Source organism: Paractinoplanes tereljensis (genome assembly GCF_016862435.1).
GTDB classification, from domain to species: domain Bacteria; phylum Actinomycetota; class Actinomycetes; order Mycobacteriales; family Micromonosporaceae; genus Actinoplanes; species Actinoplanes tereljensis.
Window position 1 is genome coordinate 42,221 of the sequence record NZ_BOMY01000054.1, and the last position, 13,577, is coordinate 55,797.

The 13,577-nt window shown below is 70.5% G+C and carries 18 protein-coding genes; 5 read left to right on the forward strand and 13 right to left on the reverse strand.

What is annotated here, in order from left to right; translation table 11 throughout:
• The first annotated feature begins 41 nt into the window (after positions 1-41).
• Positions 42-416, forward strand: a complete 375-nt coding sequence (locus Ate02nite_RS42430) for a hypothetical protein (RefSeq protein ID WP_203813621.1) — start codon at positions 42-44, stop codon at positions 414-416.
• Positions 417-465: 49 nt separating this feature from the next.
• Positions 466-759 carry a YiaA/YiaB family inner membrane protein gene (locus Ate02nite_RS42435; RefSeq protein WP_203813622.1) on the forward strand — a complete coding sequence of 98 codons (294 nt, stop codon included), beginning with the start codon at positions 466-468 and terminating at the stop codon, positions 757-759.
• Here Ate02nite_RS42435 and Ate02nite_RS42440 read toward each other — a convergent pair.
• Together Ate02nite_RS42440 and Ate02nite_RS42445 are read right to left on the reverse strand one after the other, a co-directional pair.
• Positions 737-913 (reverse strand): hypothetical protein, encoded by a 177-nt coding sequence (locus Ate02nite_RS42440; protein ID WP_203813623.1) that lies wholly within the window; start codon positions 911-913, stop codon positions 737-739. The two genes, Ate02nite_RS42435 and Ate02nite_RS42440, sit on opposite strands and share 23 nt — an antisense overlap.
• A gap of 163 nt (positions 914-1,076) precedes the next feature.
• Positions 1,077-2,186: a citrate synthase 2 gene (locus Ate02nite_RS42445; protein WP_203813624.1), complete on the reverse strand. Its 1,110-nt coding sequence runs from the start codon at positions 2,184-2,186 to the stop codon at positions 1,077-1,079.
• 67 nt (positions 2,187-2,253) lie between these two features.
• Between Ate02nite_RS42445 and Ate02nite_RS42450 the strand changes: the two genes are divergently transcribed.
• Positions 2,254-3,474: a citrate synthase family protein gene (locus Ate02nite_RS42450; RefSeq protein WP_203813625.1), complete on the forward strand. Its 1,221-nt coding sequence runs from the start codon at positions 2,254-2,256 to the stop codon at positions 3,472-3,474.
• 383 nt (positions 3,475-3,857) lie between these two features.
• Positions 3,858-4,289 carry a DoxX family protein gene (locus tag Ate02nite_RS42455; protein WP_203813626.1) on the forward strand — a complete coding sequence of 144 codons (432 nt, stop codon included), beginning with the start codon at positions 3,858-3,860 and terminating at the stop codon, positions 4,287-4,289.
• Between the two features lie 147 nt (positions 4,290-4,436).
• Here Ate02nite_RS42455 and Ate02nite_RS42460 read toward each other — a convergent pair whose 3' ends face one another.
• Entirely contained in the window at positions 4,437-4,637 is a 201-nt protein-coding gene (locus tag Ate02nite_RS42460; RefSeq protein WP_203813627.1) for a hypothetical protein, read from the reverse strand.
• Positions 4,638-4,734: 97 nt separating this feature from the next.
• Between Ate02nite_RS42460 and Ate02nite_RS42465 the strand changes: the two genes are divergently transcribed.
• Positions 4,735-5,346 (forward strand): class I SAM-dependent methyltransferase, encoded by a 612-nt coding sequence (locus Ate02nite_RS42465; RefSeq protein WP_203813628.1) that lies wholly within the window; start codon positions 4,735-4,737, stop codon positions 5,344-5,346.
• Here Ate02nite_RS42465 and Ate02nite_RS42470 read toward each other — a convergent pair.
• From Ate02nite_RS42470 to Ate02nite_RS42515, 10 genes are all read right to left on the reverse strand, one after another.
• Entirely contained in the window at positions 5,343-5,891 is a 549-nt protein-coding gene (locus tag Ate02nite_RS42470; protein ID WP_203813629.1) for a MerR family transcriptional regulator, read from the reverse strand. The genes Ate02nite_RS42465 and Ate02nite_RS42470 overlap by 4 nt on opposite strands.
• A gap of 117 nt (positions 5,892-6,008) precedes the next feature.
• Entirely contained in the window at positions 6,009-6,473 is a 465-nt protein-coding gene (locus Ate02nite_RS42475; protein WP_020514441.1) for a bifunctional nuclease family protein, read from the reverse strand.
• Positions 6,474-6,570: 97 nt separating this feature from the next.
• Positions 6,571-7,239, reverse strand: a complete 669-nt coding sequence (gene ftsR / locus Ate02nite_RS42480) for a transcriptional regulator FtsR (protein WP_203813630.1) — start codon at positions 7,237-7,239, stop codon at positions 6,571-6,573.
• Between the two features lie 71 nt (positions 7,240-7,310).
• Positions 7,311-7,757 carry an oxoglutarate dehydrogenase inhibitor Odhl gene (odhI, locus tag Ate02nite_RS42485; protein WP_203813631.1) on the reverse strand — a complete coding sequence of 149 codons (447 nt, stop codon included), beginning with the start codon at positions 7,755-7,757 and terminating at the stop codon, positions 7,311-7,313.
• A 169-nt stretch (positions 7,758-7,926) separates the two neighbouring features.
• Positions 7,927-8,307: a glycine cleavage system protein GcvH gene (gene gcvH / locus Ate02nite_RS42490; protein ID WP_203813632.1), complete on the reverse strand. Its 381-nt coding sequence runs from the start codon at positions 8,305-8,307 to the stop codon at positions 7,927-7,929.
• 37 nt (positions 8,308-8,344) lie between these two features.
• Positions 8,345-9,418 carry a DUF881 domain-containing protein gene (locus tag Ate02nite_RS42495; protein ID WP_239148114.1) on the reverse strand — a complete coding sequence of 358 codons (1,074 nt, stop codon included), beginning with the start codon at positions 9,416-9,418 and terminating at the stop codon, positions 8,345-8,347.
• Positions 9,419-9,594: 176 nt separating this feature from the next.
• Entirely contained in the window at positions 9,595-9,927 is a 333-nt protein-coding gene (locus Ate02nite_RS42500; RefSeq protein ID WP_203813633.1) for a small basic family protein, read from the reverse strand.
• Positions 9,924-10,841 carry a DUF881 domain-containing protein gene (locus Ate02nite_RS42505; RefSeq protein ID WP_203813634.1) on the reverse strand — a complete coding sequence of 306 codons (918 nt, stop codon included), beginning with the start codon at positions 10,839-10,841 and terminating at the stop codon, positions 9,924-9,926. The genes Ate02nite_RS42500 and Ate02nite_RS42505 overlap by 4 nt, the downstream gene beginning before the upstream one ends.
• A complete protein-coding gene (gene clsA / locus Ate02nite_RS42510; protein ID WP_203813635.1) occupies positions 10,838-11,455 on the reverse strand; it encodes a cardiolipin synthase ClsA in 618 nt (205 codons plus the stop codon). Before clsA ends, Ate02nite_RS42505 begins: the two co-directional genes overlap by 4 nt.
• A 168-nt stretch (positions 11,456-11,623) precedes the next feature.
• Entirely contained in the window at positions 11,624-13,576 is a 1,953-nt protein-coding gene (locus tag Ate02nite_RS42515) for a vWA domain-containing protein (RefSeq protein ID WP_203813636.1), read from the reverse strand.
• Position 13,577: the final 1 nt, after the last annotated feature.

Below are 13,577 nucleotides of genomic sequence, written 5' to 3' on the forward strand. Positions count from 1 at the left end.
TTGTGGTATATTGTGGACAGTGTCGGATTATCTTTGCCGGCATGTCGGATTCCATTCGCGCGTTCTTTCACACCTTCGCCTGCGCCAGCCTCCAGCCCGAGCAACTCGGCGCCTGCTTCGCCGACTCGTTCCTGGCCGCTGATGGCACCGGGGCCCGCCCGGTGACCCGCGACGACTTCCTGCGTGCCCTCCCCCGGCGGGCCGCCGCGTTCGCCGACGCCGGCCTCGGACCGACGGTGCTGACCGCGCTCACCGAGACCCGCTTGGACGACCATTACTGGCTGGTCCGCACCGAGTGGTCGGCGCTGCGCCCGGCCGGCGGCGACCCGCTGCCGCTGGCGTCGTCGTTCGTCCTGCACGACGACGGCGAGAGCCTGCGGATCGTCCTCTATCTGAACCACGAGGGCCTACCTTGAGTACTCGCACTCATTCGCCCGGGTGAGCGTGGCGGCAAGGATGACCGCCATGGACATCAATCCGCAGCCGAAGGTCACCACCGCCTTCTACGCTCAGGCGGCCGCCTCATTTGTCATCTCGCTGTTCGCCCTCGCGGCGGGCATCTTCTACCTGCCGGTCGGCGGCTGGATCCGCGCTTTCCTGGCGGTCGGCCTGCTCTACGTGGTCACGTCGAGTTTCACGCTGGCCAAGTGCGTGCGCGACTCCCAGGAGGTCGGCACGGTCGTGCGCCGCGTAGACCAGGCCCGCATCGACAAACTGATCAGCGAACACAACCCGTTCAAGGACCCGGCCGGCGTGTAGCGCTCGCCCTCGGCCTCGCGGTCGCGCTCGCCCGCGCGGTCGCCCGCGCGCTCGCTCTCGCCAGCACGTCGAAGACGTGCCAGTGCTTGGTCCCGCAGTAGGCCGGGCCCTCGGCGTCCTCCTCGTCCAGCCGCACCAGCTCGAGGCCGTCCACGAGGCCCGCACCTCGCTCTCCGCCAGAAACGTCCCGCCGGGTGTGCCGGCCCACTCCTCCCGGTCCCCGAGCAGGTTGACCGCGAGCCAGCCACCCGGCGCGAGACTCCCCCGCATCAGTTCCCACAGCGGACGGCCGCCGCAACTGGCCGGGGCGGCTTCGGTCAGGCGTACTTCTTCACCGTGGCGTCCCAGCCGGCTAGCTCGGTGGCTGGGCGTTCGGGTGGGCCTACGTAGTCGGCGGAGGGGCGGATGATCTTGCCTAGGCGCTTCTGTTCGAGGATGTGGGCGCTCCAGCCGGCCGTGCGGGCGCAGGTGAACATGGACGCGAACATGTCTGACGGGACCTGGGCGAAGTCGAGCACCACGGCGGCCCAGTACTCCACGTTGGTCTCCAGGACTCGGTCGGGCTTGCGTTCGCGGAGTTCGGCCAAGGCCGCCTTCTCCAGCTGCAGGGCTACCTCGTAGCGCGGGGCACCCAGCTCGCGGGCCGCCTCGCGCAGGATTGCGGCGCGCGGGTCCTCCGCCCGGTAGACCGCGTGACCGAAACCCATCAGGCGTTTGCCGCTGTCCAGCAGGCCCTTCACGTAGGTGCGTGGGTCGGCGCTGCGCTCCACGTCCTCGATCATGCTGAGTGCCCGGGCCGGCGCGCCGCCGTGCAGCGGGCCGGACAGCGCCGCGACCGCGGCGGACATGCAGGCGGGCACGTCGGCGCCGGTGCTGGCCACCACCCGGGCGGTGAACGTCGAGGCGTTCATGCCGTGCTCGGCGGCGCAGACCCAGTAGCGGTCGATCGCCGCGACGTGCCGCGGGTCGGGGTCGCCCTGCCAGCGCAGCATGAAGCGTTCGGTCGCGTTGCGGCCGCCGTCGACGATGCGCTGCGGCACCGCCGGGCGATGGGTGCCGCGGGCCGACTGGGCCACGTACGACAGGGTCATCACCGAGACCCGGGCCAGGTCGTCGCGGGCCTGCGCGTGGTCGATGTCGATCAGCGGGCGCATGCCCCAGTACGGAGCGAGCAGCGTGACCGCGGCCTGCACGTCGACCCGGGTGTCGCCGGAGTGCACCGGGATCGGGAACGGCTCGGCGGGCGGCAGGCCCTGGGTCAGGTCGCCGTCGGCGAGCAGGCCCCACACCTCGGCGAAGGTGATCTTTCCGGCCAGCTCGCGGACGTCCACGCCGCGGTATCGCAGGGCGCCGCCGTCGCGGTCCGGTTCGGCGATCTCGGTGTCGAACGCTACGACACCGGCCAGTCCTGGGTTGACAGTCAACATGTCATCAACATGTTCCGTCAACATGTTGATGTCAACATTGATCCAGTCAATATGAGAGCATCTCCACATGCCCCCGGATCCCCATCTGATGACCACCGAGCAGGTCGCCGACCGCCTCGGCATCAAGCCCGCAACCGTCTACGCCTACGTCAGCCGCGGCCTGCTCACCAGCCGCCGCAACGCCGACGGCAAGAGCAGTCTTTTCGAAAAACCGGACGTCGACGCCTTCGTGGCGAGCCGCCGCCGCCCGACCACTCCCGGCATCCAGACCGGCATCACGCTGATCAAGGACGGGGGTCTCTATTACCGCGGACGCGACACCTGCGTGCTGGCGCGCACGGCGAGTTATGAGGCGGTCGTGACCCTACTCTGGGCCGGTGATCTCGAGCATGTGGCCCTTGAGCCCACCGCCGAGTTGCTCGATCTCGCCGTGCGGGTGAGCATGCAGCTGCCCCGGACGGCACGCACCACCGACCGGCTCCGAGTCATCGTCGCGGCGGCGGCCGCCGCCGACCCGCTCCGTTTCGACACCACCCCCGCCGCCGTCCTGACGACCGGACGCACCTTGCTCGCCACCATGGTCGCGGCACTCCCCCACGCCCGGCAGGTCATCGACGGCTACCTCGAGGTGGTCCCCGTCGCCGCGACCGCGGCCGCCCACCCGGGAGCGAGCCTCGCGCAGACCCTGTGGCCGCGGCTGAGCACCGCGGAACCCGACCACGACCTGCTGAACGCCGCCCTGATCCTGCTGGCCGACCACGACATCGCGGCCTCCACACTGGCCGCTCGGGTGGCGGCGTCGACGCGGGCCCACCCCTACGCCGTGGTCAGCGCCGGCCTCGCCGCCCTCGACGGCCCACTGCACGGCGCGGCCAGCGGGCTGGCCCACGCGATGGTCGCCGACGCGATGGCGTCCAAGGACCCGGTTGGCACGATCACCGACCGGCAGCGTTCGGGGGCGCCGGTCCCGGGCTTCGGGCATCCGCTCTACCCGGACGGCGACCCCCGCGCGACCACCCTCATGGAGATGATCGCCGACGGCCCGGTGCGCGACACCGCCGAGCTGATGATCGACGCGATGCGCACCCGCGCCGGCATCCACCCCAACATCGACTTCGCGCTGGCCGCGCTCACCCTCACCCACGGCATGCCGGCCGACGCCGGCGAGACAATCTTCGCGGTGGGGCGAACGGCCGGCTGGTTGGCGCACGCCCTCGAGGAGTACGGCGACCGCCCGAGCCGTTTCCGCCCAACCGGCCAGTACGCGGGCCGCAAACCGACCGCCTGACCGGCGTTATCGGGGCTGAGAGCCGCACCCGGCGGACCAGCCAGTCAGGACATAGGCCACGCCCGGCCGACGGGCCTGCAATACGGGGGCCGGGAAGCCCGACCGGCCAGCCAGGACCACAAGCAACACCCGGACGACCGGCCCGCTACACCGAAGGCTGGAAGCCCGGCCCGCCAGGACGTAAGCCGCAAACTGGCCAGCTGATCTGCGCTAACGGGGCCTGGGATCCACTTCCGGCTCGGCGAGCGTCGGCGATCGGTCCGTCGTCGTTCGGCAATCGTCGCGTGTGCGAGAGCGAACGGGGGCGCTGCACGGAGGGTCCGCGGCGGTCGCCGCCGGCCCTCTCGTATCTTGGGTGGTCAGGCTGACGGGAAGAGGTGGCCATGCGGCGTGTGGTCGGCGCGGTGGGTCAGCTTGTGCTGGGTGCGGTGCTGCTGTTCACCGGCATCGCGCACCTGACCTTCGCCCGGGTGGAGTTTCGGGCGCAGGTGCCGTCCTGGCTGCCGATCGACGCGAACGTCGTGGTCATCGTGTCCGGTGTGGTCGAGCTGTGCCTGGCGGTGGCCCTGCTCGCCGTCTGGCGGCAACCCGCGCGCGGCATCGTGGGTGCCGTCACTGCGGCGTTCTTCGTCGCGATCCTGCCGGGCAACATCGCCCAGTTCGCCGAGCACCGCGACGGCTTCGGCCTCGACACCGACGCCGCCCGCGCGATCCGGCTTCTCGGGCAGCCGCTGCTCGTCGTCTGGGCACTCGCCGTCACGGGTGCCATCAGCGCCCTGCGCGCGCTACGCCGGCGACGCACCGAGATCGCCTGACCAAGCGGACTGCCGGGTGATCCCCCGGCCCGGCCGCCACGCCACAGGAGAACGACCCCGCCACAACGCCGAAGAAGGACGGCCCGGCCGCTACGTCGCAGGCGGCCGGCCCAACCGCAACGCCTCAGGACGGCGCGCGTCCCGCCGCTACAGCGGGTGGGTGCCGGTGCCTACTACGCGGAACGGGACGGTCTGTTCCAGCACTCGGGGCTGTTCGGTCTCCGCGCCGCAGAGCAGGACCACCGGCTGGCGGGGAAGGCCCGAGTCGCGGTCCGGCAGCCAGCCGATCACCAGCCAGGTCTGGTTGCCCGGCTCGGTGATGTAGAGCGGGAAGTTCTGCGGGATCACCGTGCCGACGCTACGCGAACGGCCGAAACCGGCGCGGCGGTTTGCTGTTCTGGCAAGGAAACTCGGCGTGGGGGCGCGGGCGTCGCATTCTGGGGGCATGAGTGACGAGGAAGCTTGGGACGCCCGCTACCGCGAGGAAAACCGGATCTGGAGTGGCAACGCCAACGTCGAGTTGGTGGCCGAGGTCGGTGATCTGCCGCCGGGGCGGGCCCTCGATCTGGGGTGCGGGGAAGGGGCCGACGCGGTCTGGCTGGCCCGCAACGGCTGGCAGGTCACCGCGGCCGACATCTCCGGCGTGGCCCTGCAGCGGGCCGCCGCGCATGCCGCCGAGGCGGGTGTGTCGGTTGATTTTCAGCAGCACAACCTGGAGAAGACGTTCCCGGACGGGGAGTTCGACCTGGTGTCGGCGCAGTTCCTGCACTTCTGGGAGGACTTCGACCGGGAGAAGATCCTGCGCCGGGCCGCGCAGGCGGTGAGCCCGGGCGGGGTGCTGCTGATCGAGGGACACATGGATCACGGGCCGTTCCGGCACGAGGGGCACCAGGAGATCCACTTCCCGGCGCCGGACGAGGTGATCAAGTCGCTCGACCTCGGGGACGGCTGGGAGGTGCTGACGGCGGTCGTTCACCCCCGCCAGCAGAAGGGCCCCGACGGCGACCTGATCGAACGCACCGACAGCACCGTCAAGCTGCGACGGAAAGCCGGCTAGCCGGCGCGGCGGCGGGCCCGGCGGGCCGCCAGCTCGTCGCCCGCTGCTGGTTCGGCGGGGACGCCCACGGGGGTGGGGCCGGTGGCCGGCTCGGCGGGCAGGTGGGACAGGGAGCCCTGGATCTCCTTGAAGGCGCCGCCGATGGCGATGCCGAACACGCCCTGGCCGCCCTGCAGCAGATCGACGACCTCTTCCGGCGAGCGGCACTCGTAGACCGTGGTGCCATCGGAGATGAGGGTGATGCCGGCCAGGTCTTCCACGCCGCGGGAGCGCAGGGTCTCGATGGCGCGGCGGATGTTCTGCAGGGAGACGCCGGCGTCCAGCAGGCGCTTGACGACCTTGAGGACGACCAGGTCGCGGAACGAGTAGAGGCGCTGGGTGCCGGAGCCGGAGGCGTCGCGGACGCTCGGGATCACCAGCGTCGTGCGTGCCCAGTAGTCGAGCTGGCGGTAGCTGATGCCGACCGCCTGGCAGGCCGTCACCCCTCGATAGCCAACTGTTCCGTCCTCGCCGACGAGTGGGCCCTCTTCCGGCTGCTCGTGCACGCGACTACCTCCCCGCTGCGCGGTGCCGCTTCACCTGGACTTCACGAGCGTATATCTCAGTGGTCGCCGAAACAGTCAGGTAATGCGGCGACACGCCGCGTATGGAGGAAGACGAAACTATCCGGCAAAGTCTTCGGGGCGGACCTGGTCGAGGAACTCGCGGAACTTCTCGACCTCGTCCTCCTGCTCGTCGGGAATGACGATACCGGCCTCGGTCAGCACCTGGTCGGCACAGCGGATCGGCGCGCCGACCCGCAGGGCCAGGGCGATCGAGTCGCTCGGCCGGGCCGACACCCGCAGGTCTTCGCCGATCAGCAGGTCGGCGTAGAAGACGTTGTCCTTCAACTCGGTGATCTCCACGGCCCGCAGGGGTGCCTGCAGGGCCGCGAGGATGTCCCGGAGGAGGTCGTGGGTCAGGGGCCGGGCCGGTTTCACGCCCTGCTGCTCGTACGCGATGGCCGTCGCCTCCACGGCGCCGATCCAGATCGGAAGATACCGATCACCGTCGACTTCCCGCAGCAGGACGATCGGCTGGTTGCTCGGCAGTTCCACCCGAACTCCGACCACGCTCAGCTCGCGCACCGCCCGCCTCCGTGTGTCGTTGTTTTTCCGGTCGCCGCGACTGCACGGCCCCCACATCCTGCACGGTACACGCCTTGCGGGCGCCCGCCGGAACGGCTCAGCGGCCGAGTTCCCCGCGTAGTCCGGCGCGCACCAGCGCGGCGTGCAGCTTCTGCGACAACGCCTGCAGATCGCGCGCGGTCTCGCCGGCCCGGGCCTTCGCGGCCGGGTCGTTCTGCCGCACCAGCGGCGCCAGAAGCTGTGTGAACAGGCCAACCTCGCGGTCGGCCGCGGCCCGGAACGCCCGCAGGTGGCGCGCCTCCAGGCCGTAGTGGGTCAGCCCGACGACAGCCTCCACGATAAGTACGGCGTCACCGTCGTACCACCCCGGTGGTTTGGCCGTCACGAGACCGATCTGCTCGAGTTCGTCGAGCAGCTTCGGCGAGACCCCAGTGCGTTCGATCACATCCTCCCGGGGGACCCGGGTGTCGGACGGATCGGTCGCCTTCTCGCTGCCGACCGCGACCAGCGCCGGCCGCGCGGGGGCGGCCGGCTGCTCTTCCATCCGGTCGAGCTGCTCGCGGATCACCCGCAACGGAAGATATTGGTCCCGTTGCGCGGTCAGCACGAAGCGCAGCCGGGCCACGTCGTTCCACGAGTACTTCCGGTAGCCGGAGGCGGTGCGTTCGGGATCGACAAGCCCTTCCGCCTCCAGGAACCGCAACTTCGAGATCGTCGTGTCGGGGAACTCGGTGCGCAGATGGGCCAGCACCTCCCCGATGCTCATCAGCGCAGCCTCGCGCTGACCCGAATGGCGTGGCCCTGGGTCGCGCGCGGCCGCCCCCGACGCATTCACGATCAGTTACCCTCGCCCTCCGGCCGCGGGCCGGCGATGAACACCAGGCGGAACTTGCCGATCTGCACCTCGTCCCCGTTACTCAGGGTTGCCGCCTCGACCCGCTCACGGTTCACATAAGTGCCGTTGAGCGAGCCGACGTCGCGCACCGTGAAGGTGCCGCCGTCGCGGTGGAATTCGGCGTGCCTGCGGGAAACCGTCACATCGTCCAGAAAGATGTCGCTGTCGGGGTGCCGGCCGCTGGTGGTCACGTCGTGGTCCAGCAGGAACCGGGCGCCCGCGTTGGGGCCCCGGCGCACGACCAGCAGCGCCATTCCCGGCGGGAGCGAACCGGACATCCGGCTCGGCACCACGTCGGTGTCGGGACCCTCCAGTACCTCATCGAGCGCACCGAGGTTCAGCGTGGACGTGACGTCGAGTGGGGGGAACTCGTCGTCTGGGCGCGTCATCGGACCACCTCACGGATCAGTTGGTCGTCGCCAGGCGGCACGGGCAAAGATCCCCCGCCGCAGCCGTCAGGCCCGGACGCACGACTATCGGTCTTCAATTACAGAGTTTTCGTCAAAAGCAAAGGCGAGCCTAGTCAGCGCCAATATCAGCGAGCAACCGGACGCGCGGCTAGCCTTCCGTCAAAGATTGATAAGCGCCCGCGTCCAGCAACTGTCCGACCGACGCCGGATCGTCCGGCGCGATCTCGACGAGCCAGCCCGCCGCGTACGGCTCGGCGTTGATCAACTCGGGCTCGTCGGCCAGCGAGGCGTTCCTCGACACCACGGTGCCGGCGATCGGCGCATAGATCTCCGAGACGCTCTTGGTCGACTCGATCTCGCCGAGCGAGTCGCCGGCCGCGACCGCCGTGCCCTCCTCGGGCAGCTGCACGAAGACGATGTCGCCGAGCGCGTCCTGCGCGTAGTGGGTAATGCCCACCCGCACGGGCCCGCTGCCGTCACCGGACACCCACTCGTGTTCCGCCGTGTACCGCAGGTCCTCAGGAATCACGCATCTCTCCCGTATGTCTGACCGAACCGGCCCACCCTCATGAAGCCGGCCGCGCGTACTGCAAAGTCTTGGCCTGGCGCACCGCGGTCACCTCGACCTCGGTTTGCTGTTCCATCGTCACGCTACCGCCGTTGCTGTTCACCGACGCGACCACCCCGCCCGGGATCTGCAGCGCGGTCTGCATAGTCTGGGGAGATCCGATCACGGTCAACGTGTACGGGGCACTGAGCTTGGCATTGTCGGCGATGATCCCGCCACCCTCCGCGTCCACGAAGTAGCTGGACGCGACGATCCGCACGGTCTGCCCGTTGGAACCGCCCAGCTGCAGCACCTCGCCGCCGGCCCCGCGCAGCTCCTGCACCGCGTTGAGCAACGCCGATGCCTTCACCTTGTCCATCGTGATCACCAGGCCCGGCCCACGACCCGGGAGGGTGCCCGCGAGCAGGCCGAGTTCATCGGCGCGCTTCTCCGCCTCGGCCAGGGCCGCCTGCCGGCCGGCCACACCCGAGCTCAGCTGCCGCTGACTGTTCTCCAGCGCGCTGATCTGGCTCTGCAACCGGCTGTCGCTGGAGTCCAGGTCCGACAGGATCCGCACCAGGTCCTCCTGGCGCATCGTGGCCAATCCCTCGTCGCCGTCGTTGCTGCGCAACTGCACGACCAGGGTGAAACCGAACAACGCCAGCAAGACCAGGATGAGCGTGCCGGCCGAGGTGAGCCGGCGCGGCGATGCCGCTTTCGCGGCCGTCGGTGCTTCCGGCGCTGCCTCCGCCTCCGCTTCCTTCGTGGGTACGGCGGGATCAGGCGCTTCCGGTACGGGCTCCGCAGACGGTCCCGTGGCACTCGGCTCCGGCGCTTCCGCTTCCACCGTCACCGGTTCGAGTGACGGGGTGATCCGCCGGGTCTCGCCGCCCGGATCCCGGGCCGGCCGCTCCAGGCGGGTGGTCGGCCCCTCCCCGATCGGCTCGTCGCGCCGCACCGGCGGCAGCGCGGCCGGCGGGCTGAGTCGCTCGGTCACCTCGTCGTCGCCGGCGCGCTCCACGGTGGGCGCGGCCGGCCGGGCCATCGGCGCGGTCACCTCGTCGTCGGGCGCCGGGAATGGCGGCCGGGTCACGGGCGCGGTCGCTTCACCAGGGGACGGGGTGCTTTGCAGCCGGTGCGCTTCTGGGGCGGGCGTCGTGCTTTCGGGGGCGGGGTGGCCCGTACCTATATCGGTTTTATCGGGTTTTTCGGCGTGCGGTGGACGGCGGCCGGCGGTGGGCAGGTCCTGGTTGCGGTCGTCGGTCATGATCAGGCCCGGAAGAGGTGGCGGCGGATGGCCGCCACGTTGCCGAAGATGCGCACGCCGAGGACCACGACGACGCCGGTGGAGAGTTGCCCGCCCACCCCGAGTTGATCGCCGAGATAGACGATCAGGGCGGCGACCAGCACGTTCGAGATGAACGAGATGACGAACTGTTTGTCGTCGAAGATCCCGTCGAGTTTGGCGCGCACCCCGCCGAACACCGCGTCGAGCGCGGCGACCACGGCGATCGGCAGATAGGGCAACAGCGGAGCCGGCACGCTCGGGTGGAAAACGATGCCCAGGACGACACCTGCGACGAGGGCGAGTACGGCGATCATCGGCCGCCTTCCGATGCTTTCGGGTCGGCCGACACCGAGCCCGAGGGGAACGAGGAGCCCGAGGGAGCGGGCGGAGGGGTGGATGGCACGGCCACCCGCAGTTTCAGTTCGGTGGCCGCCGCGAGGGTGACGTTCTTGGCCTCGCGCGCGTTGAAGGACATGCCGTACTTGGACACCAGCTGCTTGAAGAAGTGGCCCGCGTAACCGTCCTCGAAGTCCTTGTCGAGGTCGTCGGGCCCGATCGCGATCACCTCGTAGGGCGAGCTCACCGGCCGGAAGTCGACCAGGATCGCTTCGCCCGCCTGCCGGATCGTGGAGGTCGCGGTGAGGCGCTGGCCGTTGATCGCGATGGCCTCGGCGCCCAGCGACCAGAGCGCGTTGGTGGCCAGCTGCAGGTCGGTGTCCTTGACCCGGGCCACGGTGTTGCGCTCGCCGGTCACCGCGTTGATCGGGGTCGGCCCGTCGACCAGGGTGACCTTGGCGCCCGAGCCGGTGACCGCGGCCAGGCCGGTGGCCGCCTCGAGGTCGCGGAGTTTCGCCACGGTGGCCCCGCCGAGCTCGCGTTCGCGCAGCTCGTTGACCTCGTCGGTGAGCTGCTCGGCCCGGGTCTGGAGTTGGACCGTTTCATCGCGGCGCTTCTGGACCTGTTCGACCAGGCTGGCCCGGGCGGTGGTGCGGGCCGGCTCGTCGGCCATCGTCTGCTGGTAGGCGACGACCAGCAGGAAACCCAGGGCGACCAGGGTGAGCGCGAGGACGCCGCTGGTCAGATGTCGGCGCGGGCCGGTGGGCTGGCCCTCGACGGCCTTGCGGGCCGCGGCGGCGGCATAGCCGGGTTCGAGGGGATTGCGGAACAGCTCGGTGAGGAAGTCGGGGGTGAAGACCCGCTTGGGCGGGGTCTCGTCCGGCGTGGTCATCCGGTGGCCGCCGTCGGCTGGACCCGGTCGGCCCGCAGCAGCTGGGCGATCTGCATGAGGTAGAGGGCGGCGGCCGCCCAGTACAGGTAGAGCGCCCACCAGGCCAGACCCCAGCCGATCGGGGTAGCCCACGCCGAGGTGGCGTCGACGGCGTGCGCGAGCAGCAGGATCGGGAACGCGCCGAGCAGCACGAACGTGCCGGTCTTGCCGACGTAGTGCACCGGGAGCGCCCCGCTGTGCCCGTGCCGGCGCAGCACCAGCAGCGCGATGCCCATCACGACCTCGCGCAGCAGCAGCGCGCCGGTCAGCCACCACGGGACGACGCCGCGGATGGTGAAGCCGATCAGGGTGGCCAGGATGTAGAGCCGGTCGGCGAACGGGTCGAGCAGCTCACCGAGGCGGCTCACCGAGTTCATCCGGCGGGCGACGAAGCCGTCGACCCAGTCGGTGGTGCCGCCGACGGCCAGCACGATCAGCGCGGCCACGTCGTGGTGCGGGCCGAGCAGGAGATAGAGGAACAGCGGCACGCCGAGCAACCGGATGAAGCTGATCACGTTGGGGATCGTCCAGATCCGGTTGGAGGCGGTGATGGACGGCGCAGGCTGCTGCGACATCGCGACTTCCTCTCCCCCTCCGGAGACGGCGCAGGCCGGACTCCGGGCAAGCTTGCCCCCGACCGGTTTGGTACCGGTCACTCGCCGAGCCACTATAACCAGCCCTGAGCCTGCAACCCGTCACCCGTCGCGTGCCGCACAGCGTGTCCGGCGTCCTAGGAACCTAGTTCATCGGCGTCCCCGGCGTGCGCGCACGTAGTCGTCCACCACGTAGCGGCCCAACTCCTCGGCGTCCGGGCTGAACACCCGGCCGCCGTTGCGCTCGGCCACCCGGCCCACGAAACGCTGCAGGCCCGGGTCCTCACCCAGCATGAAGAAGTTGAGGGTCGCGCCGAACCGGGTCAGGTGATCGACCTCGTGGACCGTGGCCCGGATGGTCTCCGGGGTGGGCGGCCACCAGAAGTAGGAATCGCCGTCCTCCAGGTGCGCGGTCGGCTCGCCGTCGGTCACCACCATCACCACCGGCTCGGCCCCCGGGTGCCGGCGCAGGTGCCGGCCGGCCAGGTTGAGGGCGTGCTGCAGGTTGGTGCCCTTCTCGGCGGTGGGGTCGATCGCCGCGAGTTGCCCCTGGGACAGCACCGAGGCGTACTTGCCGAACCCGATGATCTGCAGCGAGTCCTGCGGGAACTGGGTCGCCACCAGGTGCGACAGCGCGAGGGCGGTCTGTTTCATCGGTCCCCAGCGGCCGTCCGCATACATCGAGTACGACAGGTCGACGCACAGCGCGACCACGGCCGAGGCCCGGTGCTCTGTCTCGGCCACCTCGAAGTCGTCCGGAGTCAGCCGCACCGGCAGGGTCGCGGTGCCACCGGACGAGGCCCGGCGCCGGACCGCGTTACCGATGGTGCGGACCACGTCGAGCGGCTGCTCGTCGCCGTACTCCCAGCGGCGGGACGAGCCGATCAGGTCGCCGGCCGCGCCGGCGTCGCGCAGGTCGTGCTGGCCCTGCCGCTTGCCGGACAGCTCGTCGAAGACCTTGGCCAGGGCGGTGCGGCCGAGCCGGCGCAACGCCTTGGGCGAAAGCGTCAGGCCGTCCTCGTCGCGGCTGACCCAGCCCTGCCGGGACAGTTCGCGTTCGAGGTCGCGCAGCCGGCGCACGTCGTCGGCGGCACCGCGGCCGAGCTGCCGCTCCACCATCTCGACGTCGATGTCGTCGAGGGTCGCCCCGGGATGCTCCTGGCTCAGCTGTTCGAGCAGTTCGTCGAGGTCACCGATCTCGCCGAGAGCGGCGGCCGCGTCGCCGTAGCCCAGGTCGTTCGGGCCGCGTACCCGTTCGCCGCGGCCCCAGTTGAGCTGGGGGCGCAGTGCGCGCAGGTTGTCGGTCATCTCGCCGAGCTGCCCGCGCAGCCCACTGTCGCCGAGGGCCTGGTCCATCAGCCGGGAGAGCTCTTCCTGCTGCTGCGGGGAGAGCGAGCGCATCAGCCGCTCGGCCGCCGCTGCCCGCCGGGCCAGGGAGTCGATCAGTTCCTCGACGTTGGCCGGGTTCTCGGGGAAGAACTGGCCGTGCTTGGACATGAACTGCTGAAAGGCGTCGTTGGTGTCCTCGCCCCGGGCGTGTCGCCGCAGCAGGTCGTTGAGGTCCTCGACCATTTCCGAGACGCCGTCGAAGTTGCCGTTCTCCAGGGCCTGCTTCATCCCGGCGAACCGCTGCTCGACCACCTCGCGCTTAAGGCCATCGAGAATCTGCTGGTAGAGCCCCCGAGCTTCGTCCGATGTCCAGTTATATTCGGACAATTCCTCGACGGCTCGGGACGTCGAGCGGGGCAGGTTGTCCAGCACCGCCTCGGCGAACCGCGCGTCGTCGTCGTTCGAGGCCCGCAGAGCGTCCCGCTCGGCCGCGAGGGCCTGGTCGAGGAGCTGCTGGGCCCGGGTCACCGCGCCGTCGAGATTGCCCCGGCGCAGCGCCTCCCGGCGCATCCGCCGGGCCCGGTCGCGCAGCTCGTCGAGCCCGCGGCCGTCCTGCGGGCCGCGCCGGACCAGCTCGCGCAGCACGTCACGCAGGCTGTCGCCGGCCAGCACCCGCTCGCCCACCTCGTCGACGGCCGCGCGCACGTCGTAGGGCGGCGCGAGCGGATCGGGCCCGTCGCGCCACGCCCCGTATCGGAAGGTATTGCCCGCCACG